Annotated in this window: 12 protein-coding genes; 6 read left to right on the forward strand and 6 right to left on the reverse strand. The window is 71.1% G+C overall.

Going from position 1 to position 13,574, the window contains the following annotated elements:
• Window positions 1-80 precede the first annotated feature (80 nt).
• A complete protein-coding gene (gene rsmB / locus WCE37_RS07920; protein ID WP_343276481.1) occupies window positions 81-1,400 on the forward strand; it encodes a 16S rRNA (cytosine(967)-C(5))-methyltransferase RsmB in 1,320 nt (439 codons plus the stop codon).
• Here the strand turns inward: rsmB and WCE37_RS07925 are convergent.
• The 3 genes from WCE37_RS07925 to WCE37_RS07935 all read right to left on the reverse strand — a co-directional run bounded on the left by WCE37_RS07925 (window position 1,397) and on the right by WCE37_RS07935 (window position 5,169).
• Window positions 1,397-2,320 carry a glycosyltransferase family 2 protein gene (locus tag WCE37_RS07925; protein WP_343276482.1) on the reverse strand — a complete coding sequence of 308 codons (924 nt, stop codon included), beginning with the start codon at window positions 2,318-2,320 and terminating at the stop codon, window positions 1,397-1,399. The two genes, rsmB and WCE37_RS07925, sit on opposite strands and share 4 nt — an antisense overlap.
• Window positions 2,321-2,409: 89 nt before the next feature.
• On the reverse strand, window positions 2,410-4,344 hold the full coding sequence (gene asnB, locus WCE37_RS07930; RefSeq protein ID WP_343278871.1) for an asparagine synthase (glutamine-hydrolyzing): 1,935 nt from the start codon (window positions 4,342-4,344) through the stop codon (window positions 2,410-2,412).
• Between the two features lie 9 nt (window positions 4,345-4,353).
• Window positions 4,354-5,169, reverse strand: coding sequence for a glycosyltransferase family 2 protein (locus WCE37_RS07935; RefSeq protein ID WP_343255602.1), 816 nt, complete (start codon window positions 5,167-5,169; stop codon window positions 4,354-4,356).
• Here WCE37_RS07935 and WCE37_RS07940 point away from each other — a divergent pair.
• Both WCE37_RS07940 and WCE37_RS07945 read left to right on the forward strand, forming a co-directional pair.
• The gene (locus tag WCE37_RS07940) at window positions 5,165-6,229 is read left to right on the forward strand and encodes a CDP-glycerol glycerophosphotransferase family protein (protein WP_343278872.1); all 1,065 of its coding nucleotides are present in this window, start codon (window positions 5,165-5,167) and stop codon (window positions 6,227-6,229) included. The two genes, WCE37_RS07935 and WCE37_RS07940, sit on opposite strands and share 5 nt — an antisense overlap.
• A 106-nt stretch (window positions 6,230-6,335) precedes the next feature.
• Window positions 6,336-7,235 carry a glycosyltransferase family 2 protein gene (locus WCE37_RS07945; protein ID WP_343278873.1) on the forward strand — a complete coding sequence of 300 codons (900 nt, stop codon included), beginning with the start codon at window positions 6,336-6,338 and terminating at the stop codon, window positions 7,233-7,235.
• On the opposite strand, the gene WCE37_RS07950 is transcribed toward WCE37_RS07945, so the two are convergent.
• The 3 genes from WCE37_RS07950 to WCE37_RS07960 are packed head-to-tail and all read right to left on the reverse strand — an operon-like array spanning window position 7,212 to window position 10,184.
• Window positions 7,212-8,741 (reverse strand): PH domain-containing protein, encoded by a 1,530-nt coding sequence (locus WCE37_RS07950; RefSeq protein ID WP_343278874.1) that lies wholly within the window; start codon window positions 8,739-8,741, stop codon window positions 7,212-7,214. The two genes, WCE37_RS07945 and WCE37_RS07950, sit on opposite strands and share 24 nt — an antisense overlap.
• Window positions 8,725-9,261: a PH domain-containing protein gene (locus WCE37_RS07955; protein WP_343278875.1), complete on the reverse strand. Its 537-nt coding sequence runs from the start codon at window positions 9,259-9,261 to the stop codon at window positions 8,725-8,727. The genes WCE37_RS07950 and WCE37_RS07955 overlap by 17 nt, the downstream gene beginning before the upstream one ends.
• On the reverse strand, window positions 9,258-10,184 hold the full coding sequence (locus tag WCE37_RS07960) for a lauroyl acyltransferase (protein WP_343278876.1): 927 nt from the start codon (window positions 10,182-10,184) through the stop codon (window positions 9,258-9,260). Before WCE37_RS07960 ends, WCE37_RS07955 begins: the two co-directional genes overlap by 4 nt.
• A gap of 46 nt (window positions 10,185-10,230) precedes the next feature.
• Here WCE37_RS07960 and dtd point away from each other — a divergent pair, with 46 nt between their 5' ends.
• The 3 genes from dtd to WCE37_RS07975 all read left to right on the forward strand — a co-directional run bounded on the left by dtd (window position 10,231) and on the right by WCE37_RS07975 (window position 13,173).
• A complete protein-coding gene (gene dtd / locus WCE37_RS07965) occupies window positions 10,231-10,671 on the forward strand; it encodes a D-aminoacyl-tRNA deacylase (RefSeq protein ID WP_343278877.1) in 441 nt (146 codons plus the stop codon).
• Window positions 10,672-10,726: 55 nt separating this feature from the next.
• On the forward strand, window positions 10,727-12,625 hold the full coding sequence (gene rpoD, locus WCE37_RS07970; RefSeq protein ID WP_343278878.1) for an RNA polymerase sigma factor RpoD: 1,899 nt from the start codon (window positions 10,727-10,729) through the stop codon (window positions 12,623-12,625).
• A gap of 170 nt (window positions 12,626-12,795) precedes the next feature.
• Window positions 12,796-13,173 carry a hypothetical protein gene (locus tag WCE37_RS07975; protein WP_343255075.1) on the forward strand — a complete coding sequence of 126 codons (378 nt, stop codon included), beginning with the start codon at window positions 12,796-12,798 and terminating at the stop codon, window positions 13,171-13,173.
• The last annotated feature ends 401 nt before the right edge of the window (window positions 13,174-13,574 follow it).

Raw genomic sequence — 13,574 nt, forward strand, 5'->3', positions numbered from 1 at the left:
CGGATCGGCCGATGGGCGGGAGCGTTCCAGTCTGGCATGGCCGCCCGCACGGGGCCGCCGCATCGCGCGACAATACGGGGATGAAGACTTCATCCGGCAGCCTGCCGCGCGTGGTGGCCGCGCGCATCCTCGACGCGGTGCTGCATCGCGGGCACTCGCTGCGCGCCGAGCTCGCAGCGCACCTTGATTCGATCGAGGACGTGCGCGACCGCGCGCTGGTGGAGGCGATCTGCTTCGCCGCGCTGCGCCAGCATGCGCGCGCCGACGCCGCGCTGTCGGCGTGGATGGCGAAGCCGCCCGGCCGCCGCGATGGCGACCTTCGCGCGCTGCTGCACGTCGGCTTCGCCCAGCTTGACCCGCTCGGGCTGGCGCCGCACGCGGCGGTGGCTGAAACCGTCGATGCCGCGCGCGGCATCGGCCGCGCGCACCAGGCGAAGCTGGTCAATGCCCTGCTGCGCCGCGCGCAGCGCGACGGCCTGCCCGCCGCGGCTCCGGCCGATGCCTGGCCCGGTTGGCTGCGCGACCGCATCCGCGCCGACTGGCCGGACGACGCGGACGCGATCTTCGCGGCCAGCGCGCAGCCGGCGCCGACCTGGTTGCGGGTTAACCGCCGCCGCGGGACGCGCGACGGCTACCTCGCGCGCCTGCACGCGGCCGGGATCCAGGCCGGGGCCGAGGCGACGCTGGATGACGCCCTGCGGCTGCCCCAGTCCATCGCCGTGGGCACGCTGCCTGGGTTCGCCGATGGCGACGCCTCGGTGCAGGACGGTGCCGCGCAGGCCGTGGCCGACGCCCTGGCGCCGGCGCCGGGCGCGCGCGTGCTCGACGCCTGCGCCGCGCCCGGAGGCAAGTCCGCGCACCTGCTCGAGCGCGACCCCACGCTGCGCCTGCTGGCCATCGACGTCGACGCCCGGCGCCTGGCGCGGGTGCGCGACACCTGGCGGCGGCTGGGCCTGGGCCAAGGCATCGATCCCGGCGCCGCGACGCGCGTGGCCGACGCCACCGATCCGGCCGCGTGGTGGGACGGCGAGCCCTTCGACGCCATCCTGGTCGACGCGCCCTGCACGGCCACCGGCATCGTCCGCCGCCAGCCCGACGTATTGCTGCATCGGCGCGCCGCGGACGTCGACGCCCTGGTGACGCTGCAGGCTAGGCTGCTCGACGCGGCCTGGACGATGTTGCGCCCCGGCGGGGTGCTGCTCTATGCCACCTGTTCGATCCTGCCCGCGGAGAACGCGGGCCAGGTCGCGGGCTTCCTCGCCCGCCATGCCGATGCCACGGTCGAACCGTTGGACGCATGCTTCGGCCGCGAAAGTGGCGCGGGGCGGCAGCGCCTGCCCGGCGAAGGCGGCATGGACGGCTTTTACGTCGCGCGTCTGCGCAGGGCGGCTGCGCCCTAGGCTGCGGCTACGCCGGCGCCCGCGTCTTCCGTCGCGGCAGGCGCGTAGCCGTCGTGCCGCGGTATCCGGCCGACCGCGACGGGATGCGCGTCAAGGCCGAGCGTGCAGCGCGTCAGCCGGTGCCTCCGGGTTTCGGCCACGTAGCGGTCGTTGGGGCTGGCGCCCTCCTGGTGTCGCTCCTCGTGGTGCAGGTGGTAGGCGAGCCCGGCGAAGCGCAGCTGCCTGCATTCCATGCCGGCGTTGTGCGCGCGCCAGGCCAGCTCCACGTCCTCGCGGCCCCAGCCCTCCATGCGCTCGTCAAAGCCGTTGAGGCGCACCAGGTCGTTGCGCCACCAGCCCTGGTTGCAGGTCTTGATGGTGCGCGGCGCGGTGGTGGGGTTGGCGGCCAGCCACGCGCCCGACAGCAGCAGCGAGCGCAGCGCGTTGCGGCGCCGCGTGACGCCGCGCGCGAGCGGCGTCGGCCTCTCGCCGGCATCCGCGAGCATGCGTTCGCGGAAGCAGGGGCCGGTCAGGACGCGCGAGCCCTGGACGAAACTGCCGCGGCGGGCGGCGCGGGCATGGTCGGCCACGAAGTGGCGCTCAAGCACCATGTCGCCGTCCAGGAGGAGAACGTAGTCACCGCTGGCCGCGGCGATCGCGAGATTGCGCGCCCGGCCCACGCGGAAGCCCCTGTCGGGCTGCCAGACATGGTGCAGCGGCACCGGATAGGTCCGCGCGAGTGACGCCACGAGGTCCGCGGTGTCGCTGCGGGAGCCGTCGTCGGCGACGACCACCTCGTCCGGGAGGCGGGTCTGCCGCGCCGCGCTTTCGAGCACGCGCTGCAGCGCCTGCTTCCAGTTGTAGGTCGTCACCAGCAGGCTGATGGACGCCGGTGGCGCATGCCGGGTGCGTGAGGGGGGGCGGGGGATGCGGAAAGGCATGCGGGGCCGTGCCGGTATGGAGGTGGTCGCCTCGTCGCCTGCCCCCTGACAGGTAACGCGCTCTGCGCGTGAGCATGTTGCTGCGAGTGTTAAGCCCGTGTCAACGGCGCCCCGGGGCGGCCGCCGTGTTCCAGCCAGGCCTGGAACATCAGCACGCCCCAGAGGTGGGTGTGCCACTTGCGCTCGCCGGCCTGGAACGCGTTCCACAGCGCGCGTACCGGCACCGGATCGAAATGCCCTTCCTCGCGCAGCCGGCGTTCGTCGAGCTGGGCCTCGCCCCATTCGCGCAGCGGGCCACGCAGCCAGTCGCCTACCGGGGCGCCGAAGCCGGACTTCGGGCGCTGCACCAGGTCGTCAGGCAGGTAGCGGCCCAGCAGCCGCTTCGGCAGGTGCTTGAGCTGGCCGTCGCGCCACTTCATGTCCAGCGGCAGCGACCAGGCGAATTCGGCCACGCGCCAGTCCAGCAGCGGTGCGCGCGCCTCCAGCGACGCGGCCATGCTCGCGCGGTCGACCTTGGTGAGAACGTCCTCGGGCAGGTAGCAGGCGAAGTCGAGCGCCATCAGCGTGTCGGCCGGGGTGCCGTTGCGCGGCACGGCTACTGGATCGTCGTAGGCGGTGGCCCTGCGGCGCGCGCCGGCAACCACGGCTTCGGGGTTGCGCCAGCGCTGCACGCGCTGGCGCGCGATGTCCTGCACGCCCGTGGCCGCCAGCGCCGCGCGCAGCGCCGCCACGCCGCCCAGGCGGGCGGCCTCGCCGCGGTCATCGCCAAGCAGGCTACGCATCGGCGCCGGTATCCGTTCGGCCATGCGCTGGTTGCGCAGCGCGCGCGCGTAGCGGCCGTAGCCGAAGAACAGCTCGTCGCCGCCATCGCCGGACAGCGCGACGGTGACGTGGCGGCGTGTGAGGCTGCACAGCAGGGTCATCGGCAGCTGCGAGGAGTCGGCGAACGGCTCGTCGAACACCCGCGGCATCGACGGCACCAGCTCGAGCGCGGCATGGCCGTCCACGTGCAGCGCGGTGTGCTCGGTGCCGAGGTGCTTGGCCACGCCCGCGGCATGCGCGCTTTCATCGTGGACGGCGTTGTCGAACCCGATCGAGAAGGTGCGCACCGGGCGCATCGACTGCGCCTGCATCAGCGAGGTCACCAGGGAGGAGTCGGTGCCGCCAGAGAGGAACGCCCCCAGCGGTACATCGGCCTCCATGCGCAGCGCGGTCGCGTCGCGCAGAAGGGCGTCCAGGGCGTCGGTCGCTGCGGCCTCGTCGCCGTCGAAGCCGTGCCTGATCGCGGCCTCCTGCCGCTCGCGGGCGTTCCACCAGGCCTGCTGGTCGCGTGCCGGGTCGTGGCCGGCGCCGCCGGCCCGGAGGCGCGCGCCGTCGATGCGCAGCAGGCGGCCGGCGCCCAGCTTGTGCACGCCGCGCAGGATCGCGTGCGGCGCCGGGATGTAGTCGAAGCGCAACAGCAGCGCCAACGCGTCGGGATCGACCTCAACCTTCAGCGCGGGATGCGCGCGCAGCGCCGCCAGTTCGCTGCCGAAGACGAAGCTGCCGTCGCCGCACCAGCCGTAATAGAGCGGCTTTTTGCCGACGCGGTCGCGCGCCAGCCACAGTTCGCGCGCCTGCGTGTCCCAGGCGGCGAAGGCGAACATGCCGTTGGCGCGCGCCAGCGCCGCGTCCACGCCCCAGCGTGCGATCGCTTCCAGCAGCACCTCGGTGTCGGAGTGTCCGCGGAACGCGACCCCGAGTGCCGCCAGCTCGGTACGCAGCTCGGCGTGGTTGTAGACCTCGCCGTTGTAGGCCAGCTGCCACCGTCCGTCGCTTGACGCCATCGGCTGGTGACCCGCGGGGCTCAAGTCGAGGATCGCCAGGCGGCGGTGCGAGAGCACCAGCCCGGCTTCGGCATCGGCCCAGGTGCCCGCATCGTCGGGGCCGCGATGCGCAATGGCCACGCCCATCGCCGCGCCCAGCGCATGCAGCACGCCGGGATCCTCCGGGCCGGGCGCCCAGGCGCCTGCGATTCCGCACATGGTGCCGCCTCAGTCCTGTGCCGGGCCGGCCGGTGGCGGCGTCGCCACGGGCTGCCCGTTCTGCAGCAGCCACAGCATGATCGTCTTCTGGCGCACGTAGTTGGCGCGCACATAGGCGTAGACCAGGCCGTGCCAGCCGTCGAGGAACCCGGCGCGCAGCACGTAGCCTCGCAGGAAGCGCCACCCCGGCGACAGCACCAGCTTTGCCAGCGATGCGCGCTTGCCGCGGGCGAAGTCGTGCTCGGCCATCATCCGCGCGTAGCGGCCGGTCTTGGCCAGCTGCTGTTCCAGCGAGCGGTACGGGTAGTGGATGAGGTCGCCGACAAGGGTGTGGACCGGGCCGTCGACGCTGGCTGCCTCGTGTACTTCGCGGGTGCCACGCCAGCCGCCGCGACGGCGGTCGAACATCCGCAGCACGCGATCCGGATAGGCGTTGCCATGGCGCAGGAAGCGGCCGAAGTAGTTGTCCAGGCGCGCGAAGCGGTAGCCGGCGGCGTGCCGAAGCCCGCCGGCGCGCGCGGACTGGATCGACGCGCGCAGCTGGTCGCCCACGCGTTCGTCCGCGTCCAGGCACAGCACCCAGTCATGGCTGGCCTGTTCGACCGCAAACGCCTTCTGGCTGCGGAAACCATCGAATGCGCGCTGCAGCACGCGCGCGCCCGCCGCCCGGGCAATGTCGGCGGTGGCATCGGTGGAAAACGAGTCCACGACCACGATCTCGTCGCAGAATGCGAGCGACGCCAGGCAGTCACCGATCCGGTCGGCCTCGTTGAACGCGATAATGCAGGCCGTAACGGCGGGGTCTTGGCTCGAGGAGGTGTTGATGGCGGACTACCTGTTGTTCGCGACCGAGCGCTACGGGCTGCCCATCCTGCAGCCGCTGGCCGATGCCCTGCAAGGCGCCGGGCACGCCGTGCATGCCTGGCTGGTGGACGGGGCCGCGGAATCGCGCCTGCCGGCGCCGGTGCACATGGTCGGCAGCGCGCGCGACGCGGTGCGCCTGCGTCCGCGCGCGGTGTTCAGCGCCGCCAATTGGGTGCCGCCGTTCGTGGCTGGCGCCAAGGTGCAGCTGTTCCACGGCTTCAACGTCGAGAAGCGCGGCGACGCCCGCGGCCATTTCCGCCTGCGCGGCCTGTTCGACCTGTATTGCACCCAGGGGCCGGCCACGACCGGGCCCTTCCAGGCCCTGGCGGAGCGGGCAGGCCACTTCAGGGTGGCCGAAACCGGCTGGCCCAAGCTCGACCCCCTGTTCGGGCCGGAGGATCCGCTGGCGGCGCGGCTGCGCGCGCAGGCCGGCGGGCGCGAGGTGGTGATGTTCGCCTCCACTTTCACCGAGCGCCTGAGCGCCGCGCCGCACCTGTACGAAGCGATCGCAGCGCAGGTCGCCTCGGGCGACCGGTACTGGCTGCTGACCCTGCATCCGAAGTGCCCGCCGGGGCTGGTCGAACGCTATCGCGCCCTGGCGGGTGCCAACGCCACCTTCGTCGAGACCGAGCAGCTGGTCAGCGCCGAACGCGCGGCCGACGTGCTGGTGGCCGACACCACCTCGGTGGTCAGCGAGTTCGTGGTCCAGCGCAGGCCGGTGGTGACCTTCCGCAATCGCGCGCCGAAGCCGCACATGCTCGATTTCGACGATCCGGCGGCCCTGCCGGTGCTGCTTGCGCGGGCCTTCGCGCCGACGCCGGAGCTGCAGGACGCGCTGGCGGCCTATGCCGACCGGATCCACCCGTACAGGGACGGTCGTTCGTCACAGCGGGTCATCGCGGCGACCGATGCCCTGTTGGCCGGCACTCCGGGTCGCTTGCGCAGGCGCCCGCTTGCCGCCGCGTACCGCGGCCTGCAGATTCGCAGGGAGCTGGGGTACTGGGGGCCGGCAGCGCGTTGAGCCCGCGCACCAGTCCGGCATCGGCCGCGCGTTGCCGCCCCGGCATTGCAATCGGACTGTCGTCCGGGCATATGCTCGAATGCACCGGCCCTGTGATGATGTTGCGATGAATCGTGCGACCGCCGCGAGCGTCATTTTCACCACCTACAACCAGCCGGACTGGCTGGAGAAGGTGCTGTTCGGCTTCGCCGCCCAGGATCGCGCCGATTTCGAAGTGCTGGTCGCCGACGACGGCAGCGACGACCGCACCCGCCAACGCCTGCTCGCGCTGCAGCCGCTTTTGCCGATGCCCGTGCGTCACCTCTGGCAGCCCGACGACGGCTTCCGCAAGTGCGAGGCGCTGAACATGGCCATCGCGGCGGCACGTTCCGACTACCTGGTGTTCACCGATGGTGACTGCATCCCGCGCGCGGACTTCGTGTCCACGCACCTGCGCGAACGCGCACCGGGGCGCTTCCTCTCGGGCGGTTACCACAAGCTGCCGATGGCGACGAGCCACGCGATCACCGCCGATGACATCCGCGACCAGCGCTGCTTCGATGCGCGCTGGCTGCATGCCCGGGGCATGCCGCGCACGCTTCGCGACCGCAAGCTCACTGCCGGCCCGACTGCCGCGCGCCTGCTCGACGCGGTCAGCACCGCGCGCGCGAGCTGGAACGGTCACAACGCGTCCGGCTGGGCCCGGGACGTGCTGTCGGTCAATGGTTTCGACCAGCGCATGCGCTACGGCGGCGAGGATCGCGAGTTCGGCGAGCGGCTGGAAAACGCCGGTATCCGCGGCAAGCGCATCCGTCATCGGGCGATCGCGGTCCATCTTGAGCACCCGCGGGGCTACGTGACGGCCGAGGGCATCGCCTTCAACCGCGCACTGCGTGCGGAGACCCGGCGCACCGGGCGGGCGTGGACCGAGTTCGGCATCCGGCCGGGCCCGGTCATGGCCCCGTCCGGCTCCGCGGCGCCTTCCGCGCTTCCGCTGTCGGCGTCACCAGCGCAATGGAAGTCGTGACAGCTCTGCCGCCAGTCGCCCGTGCAGCGCGCGGGCCTCGACCTCCGGCATGAAGCGCAGGCGCAGCACGGTCGTGGGCCGGGCGCCGGCGGTGTCGAGCGACAGCGTCGCCATGCCGAACCAGCGGTCCAGCGGAGACTGCTCCAGGCGCAGGGCCTGCAGCTTGTCGATCTCTGCGAAGCGCCACTGCCGCGACCACCAGCCCCAGCGCGCGGCCACCATGCGCGCGTCGAGCGCGTAGCCCGCGCGCTGCGCGTTCTGGCGCGCCGCGTACACGGCCCACGGCGCCCAGGCCAGGGCCAGCAGACCCGCGGGGCCGAAATGCCAGCAGGCAGCGAGGGCACCCATCCCGGCAAACATCAGTCCCGGCAGCGCCAGCCGCTGCCATGTGCGTGGATGCACGCGCCGCCATCCCGCCGGTGGCCACGCCGGTGCCGCGCCTGCGAGCACCTCGCGCACCAGGGCGTCGCAGGCCTCCGGGGTGGCGATCGGCGCCAGTTCGCGCAGGCCGCGCTGCTCGCCGCCGTCGCCGGCGCTGGCGACGGTGTCGATGTACAGCGAACGGCGCCGCAGCAGGCGGTGGAGCAGGCCTTCGCGCAGGGACCAGGACTGGATGCGCCGCCGCGGTGCGCTGGTGCGCAGGCGGGTGAGCAGTCCGCGCTCGACGGTCAGGCGCCGGCCCTGCAGCAGCAGCCGGAAGCCGTGGTATTGCAGCAGCGCGAGTGCGACCGAAAGCACCCGCAGCAGTGCAAGCGCCGCGACCACCACCAGGGCCACCGCCGCCGCGCGCGCCATCATTCCGTCGGCAAAGCCGCTGGCGTAGCCGAAGATCCTGTCCGCGGCGTCCCGGACCACGCTCGAGAGCATGTGGTCGGGCAGCACCTGCCAGGACACCGCGAAGGCGCCGGCCACCACCACCATGCCGCGGTTGCTGACCAGCCCCAGGCGCACCAGCTCGACGCCCTGGAGCGACAGCAGCAGCCTGCCGTCGGCGTGGTCGGCCGCGCCTTCGCCTTCGAGTGCATCGGGATCGGCATTCGCGGCTGCCGCGCCATGGCTGCGGATCAGCCGCTCCAGCGCCAGCGCCTCGCCCATGCGCAGCACGCGCATCTCGGCCTCGGGCTTGTTGCCGCCCGCCGATTCCAGCCGCACCTCGGCGACGCCGAAGACGCGGTGCAGCAGCGTCTGGTGCAGCGCCACGTTGTGGATCCGCGCGAACGGGATTTGCCGGACCTGCCGCTCCAGCAAGCCCTCGCGCACGACCAGGCGATCGCCATCGACGTGGTAGCGGTAGGTGAAGTAGCGCCAGATCGAGGCCGCCGCGAGCACCGCCACGCCGACCAGGGGCCAGAGCGCATAGCGATCGCCGCGGCCGAGGAATACCAGCACCAGCAGCGGCACGATGAACTGGCGCAGCTGCTGCAGCAGCACGAACAGCCACGACCACGGGTGCAGGCGGCGCTCGTCGCCATCCACCGGTGCGCGGGGTTCAGGCGGTGCCGGCATCGTCGTCGTCGTCGTCCACCTGCTGCGCCAGGAGGTCGCGCAGCCTTGCCGCAACATCGGCATCAAGGCCGGCCACCGCGACCGCGCTGTCGCGGGTGCCAGCGGTGTGGACCACCAAGGTGGCCAGCCGGAAGCGCCGCTCCAGCGGTCCGTGCTTGAGGTCGACGTGCTGCACGCGCGTTCGCGGGACGCGGGTCTCGACATGCCACATGCGACCGCGGCGATAGCCGAGGCCGGTGTCATCGAGCAGCCAGCGGGTGTGGCGGTAGCGTCGGACGGCCAGCCACAGGCCCCAGGCCGGAAGCAGCAACAGGCTGGCGACGGCGACCGGCAGTGCCGGCAGCGGCGTGGGCAGCAGCAGCCCGATCGGCACCAGGCTGGCCAGCGCCAGGCCGCCCCAGCCGGCGCCGTTGGCGAGCAGGAACAGGGTCCGCGCGCGCGGCGGCAGCGGCTGCCAGCCGTCGCGGGCCGCGGTGGCTGCGGCGTCGCCGGGCGGAACCGGGATGAAGTCTTCGCTCATCGCCGGCGTTCCAGGTCGCGATAGGGATTGGGTTCGTTGCTCCCGGGCGGGCGCAGCTTGTAGCGCTTGTAGGTCCACTGGTACTGCGCCGGCGCACGCCGTGCCATGTGTTCCACGCCGGCATTGAGCGCGGCAACGGATGCCGTGGTGTCACGGTCGTGGATGCCGGCCGGTGCCGGGTCGATGCGCAGCGCATAGGCCAGGTCACGGCCTTCCAGGCGCTCGCAGCAGGCGAACAACACCGTCGCGCCGCTGCGTTCGGCCAGGCGCGAGAGCAGGGTCATGGTCAGCGCCTCCACGCCGAAGAAGGGCGCAAACGCGCCGTCGCCGGCCTTGGGCTGCTGGTCGGGCAGGATCCCGACCACGCCGCCATCCTTGAGCGTCCTGAACAGCTGGCGGATGCCCGGGCCCTCGGCGCGGACCTGGGTGATGCGGCCGGCGTCGGTGTCGGCGCGCACGCGGCGCAGGAAGGCCTCGCCGATCGCCGACTCCGGCGGCTTGTACAGGATCGCCAGCGGCGTGCGCGCGGCCAGCCACTGGTTGAGCAGCTCCCAGTTGCCGTGGTGCGGCGCGGCCACGATCACCCCGCGCCCGGTGGCCATCGCGGCATCGAACAGCGCTTCGCCATGGGCCTCGCGGATCAGCCCCAGGTTCTCGGCGTGCGGCCGGGTCCACAGGCGCAGGGTCTCGATCATCTGCCGGCCGGTGGTGCGCATCACCTCGTGGTGCAGCCGCTCGCGCGCGGCGTGGTCCAGGGCGGGCATGGCCAGCTCCAGGTTGCGCAGCGCCACCACGCTCTCGCGCGTACGCAGCATGCGCGCCAGCCAGCCCAGCGCGTCGCCCAGCGCCCGTTGCACCGGCCATGGCAGGCGCCCGATGGCGGAAGCGGCGGCGTGCAGCAGGCTTGCGGACAGCTCGGTCATCGCTAGAGTCTATCCGCCGGACCCACCATCACGAGGATGCCGATCGATGCTCCTGCTGCTGCAGCGCGTGACCCGGGCCAGCGTCGAGGTGGACGGCGAAGAAGTCGGTGCCATCGGCGCGGGCCTGCTGGTGCTGGCCGGCATCGAGCCCGGAGACGGTGCGCTGCAGATCGCGAAGATGGCGCCGCGGCTGCTCGCCTATCGGGTCTTCGGCGACGATGCCGGGCGCATGAACCGTTCGTTGGCCGATACCGGCGGCGGGCTGCTGCTGGTAAGCCAGTTCACGCTGGTTGCCGACACCCGCTCCGGGCTCCGGCCGGGCTTCAGTACCGCTGCAGCGCCGGCCGAAGCTGAACCCATGTTCAGCGCCCTGGTCAAGGAATGCCGCCGACTTCATGCCGGGGGGGTGGAAACTGGCCGCTTCGGGGCCCATATGACGGTAAGCCTGGTCAATGACGGGCCAACCACCTTCCTGCTGCGGTCATGAGCCCTCGCGCGGAATGGTATAATTACGGGTTCCCATTTTCTACGGTGCGCGCCACATGGCGATCGAGCGTCCAGCCCCGCAGTCCGACATCAAGATCCTGATCTCCAAGGGTCTCGAGCAGGGCTACCTCACCTATGCCGAAGTCAACGACCACCTGCCCGACGATCTCGTCGATGCGGAGCAGCTCGAAGACATCATCGGCATGATCAACAGCATGGGCATCCAGGTGCATGAAACCACCCCGGATGCCGAGACGCTGTTGCTGGCCGGCGAGTCCAGCGGTGGCCGCGAGGTCGATGACACCGCCGCCGAGGAGGCCGCCGCCACGCTGACGGCACTCGACGGCGAGGGCGGCCGCACCACCGACCCTGTGCGCATGTACATGCGCGAGATGGGCACGGTCGAGCTGCTGACCCGCGAAGGCGAGATCGCGATCGCCAAGCGCATCGAGGAAGGCCTGAACCAGATGGCCGCCGCCCTGGCGACCTTCCCGGGCACGATCGCGCACCTGCTCGGGGACTACGAACTGCACAAGGCCGGCAAGAAGCGCCTGCCCGAAATCGTGGTCGGCTTCACCGACGGCCTCGACGATTCGGTGCCGCCGCCTGCAGCGCCGCCGGCCCCCGCGGCGCCGGCCGCCAGCAACGAAGCCCCGGATGCCAAGGCCTCCGACGACGATGCCGACGCGGACGAAGAAGACGAGAAGGACGACGCCGCTGCCGAGGAGACCGGTCCCACCGGTCCCGACCCGGCCGAGGTCGCACGCCGCATGGAAGAGATGGCCGCCAACTACGCCAAGTTCGAAAAGGCCGTGGCCAAGGGTGGTCCCACCGCCAAGGCGGCGCTCAAGCTCCGCGAAGAAATGGCCGAGACCTTCACCAGCCTCAAGCTGCCGCTGCCGCTGACCGATGTCCTGGTCCGCCAGCTGCGCGACGTGGTCGGCGAGATCAAGGACCACGAACGCCGCATCCTCGACCTGTCTACGCGCGTCGCCCGGATGCCGCGCAAGGACTTCATCCGTGCGTGGGACGGCAACCAGACCAACCTCGAGTGGGTCGACGAGCTGCTCAAGCGCAAGCAGAAGTGGGCCAGCGGCCTGCGTGACGTCAAGGACCAGATCGTCGCCGGCCAGGAAGCGACCATCGCCATCGAGAAGGGCATGATGGTGACGCTGGCCGACCTGCGCGAGATCAATCGCACCATGGCCATCGGCGAAGCCAAGGCGCGCAAGGCCAAGAAGGAAATGGTCGAGGCCAACCTGCGCCTGGTGATCTCGATCGCGAAGAAGTACACCAACCGCGGCCTGCAGTTCCTGGACCTGATCCAGGAGGGCAACATCGGCCTGATGAAGGCGGTCGACAAGTTCGAGTACCGCCGCGGCTACAAGTTCTCGACCTATGCCACCTGGTGGATCCGCCAGGCCATCACCCGCTCGATCGCCGACCAGGCGCGCACCATCCGCATTCCGGTGCACATGATCGAGACGATCAACAAGTTGAACCGCATTTCCCGCCAGATGCTCCAGCAGTTCGGCCGCGAGGCCACGCCGGAAGAGCTGGCCAAGGAGATGGAGATGCCCGAGGACAAGATCCGCAAGGTGATGAAGATCGCCAAGGAGCCGATCTCGATGGAGACGCCGATCGGCGACGACGAGGACTCGCACCTGGGCGACTTCATCGAGGACACCAACGTGGAGTCCCCGATCGACGCGACCACCAACACCAACCTCTCCGAGACCGTGCACGACGTGCTGGCCGGCCTCACCCCGAGGGAGGCCAAGGTGCTGCGCATGCGCTTCGGCATCGACATGAACACCGACCACACCCTCGAGGAAGTCGGCAAGCAGTTCGATGTCACCCGCGAGCGCATCCGCCAGATCGAGGCCAAGGCGCTGCGCAAGCTGCGTCATCCGAGCCGTTCGGAGCAGCTGCGGAGCTTCCTCGATATCGAGTGAGCACCGGGACAGGCTGATCCAGGAAAGGCCCCGCCACTCGCGGGGCTTTTTCGTGGGCGGGAATATGAATGGCATCCGCGAGCATGCGGTCGCCTTCGCATGATCGCTACATCGGCACATGCAATGTGACCGCCACGGCGCACCACGGCGCCCGAACAGGAGATCCCTTCATGAATACCGCAAAGACCCTTCTCGCCCTCGGTTTCGCCACCGCACTGGCCGCCTGCAGCAACACCGACCAGGCCGCCAATTCCGCCCAGGAAGCCGCCGAGTCGGCCACCGAAGCCCAGGAAGCCGCGCAGCACGCCTCCAACACCGGCGACATGGCCGCCGCGCAGTCGGCGCAGGCCGCGGCCGATGCTGCCGATGCCGCAGCCGATGCCTCCGCGCACATTGCCGGCCAGGTGGACACGGGCGACGAAATGACCCGCCGCGATGACCTCGCCGACGCTGCCGAAAAGGCTGCCGATGCGGCCGAGCAGGCGCAGGACGCGGCCGAGGAAGCCAACGCGGCGGCCGATGGCGAGAACAACACCGACGGCATGTAAGCCGTCCACTGCAACGAACCTTGCGACGGGTTCCGTCGCGGGATCGTGTCGCGCAGTCGTGGCCAGTCCTCGTCGTCTGGCCGCGGTTGCGCGATTCTTTTTTCTGGGCGCGCGCTCGTGCGCTGCAGTAGGTAAGATCGTTCCCACGGGCCTATAGCTCAACGGTTAGAGCAGGGGACTCATCGAAAAGGTGCCGCCGCGCAGGAATGCGCGGACGGGAACGGGATGAATTCAGGGAAACCTCAGCGGCGCGCCCAGGCGTGGACGGTGGCAACCCTGAGCCAAGCCGGCGGTACACCGCCGGAAGGTGCAGAGACTACCTGGGGGCTGCAGTGCCCTTGATCACAGGCTCGAGCGTCCCGCACCCCACCCGCGAAAGCGAAGGGTGAAGAGATAGTCCG

This window comes from Luteimonas sp. MJ250, from assembly GCF_039548455.1.
In the GTDB taxonomy this organism is placed as follows: domain Bacteria; phylum Pseudomonadota; class Gammaproteobacteria; order Xanthomonadales; family Xanthomonadaceae; genus Luteimonas.

Bases quoted from the DNA above. Each gene is read 5' to 3' on its own strand.
- asnB (WP_343278871.1), bottom strand. From the start codon at position 4,344: ATGTGCGGAATCGCAGGCGCCTGGGCGCCCGGCCCGGAGGATCCCGGC.
- WCE37_RS07975 (WP_343255075.1), top strand. From the start codon at position 12,796: ATGAATACCGCAAAGACCCTTCTCGCCCTCGGTTTCGCCACCGCACTG.
- WCE37_RS07950 (WP_343278874.1), bottom strand. From the start codon at position 8,741: ATGCCGGCACCGCCTGAACCCCGCGCACCGGTGGATGGCGACGAGCGC.
- WCE37_RS07960 (WP_343278876.1), bottom strand. From the start codon at position 10,184: ATGACCGAGCTGTCCGCAAGCCTGCTGCACGCCGCCGCTTCCGCCATC.
- rpoD (WP_343278878.1), top strand. From the start codon at position 10,727: ATGGCGATCGAGCGTCCAGCCCCGCAGTCCGACATCAAGATCCTGATC.
- WCE37_RS07945 (WP_343278873.1), top strand. From the start codon at position 6,336: ATGAATCGTGCGACCGCCGCGAGCGTCATTTTCACCACCTACAACCAG.
- WCE37_RS07955 (WP_343278875.1), bottom strand. From the start codon at position 9,261: ATGAGCGAAGACTTCATCCCGGTTCCGCCCGGCGACGCCGCAGCCACC.
- WCE37_RS07925 (WP_343276482.1), bottom strand. From the start codon at position 2,320: ATGCCTTTCCGCATCCCCCGCCCCCCCTCACGCACCCGGCATGCGCCA.
- rsmB (WP_343276481.1), top strand. From the start codon at position 81: ATGAAGACTTCATCCGGCAGCCTGCCGCGCGTGGTGGCCGCGCGCATC.
- dtd (WP_343278877.1), top strand. From the start codon at position 10,231: ATGCTCCTGCTGCTGCAGCGCGTGACCCGGGCCAGCGTCGAGGTGGAC.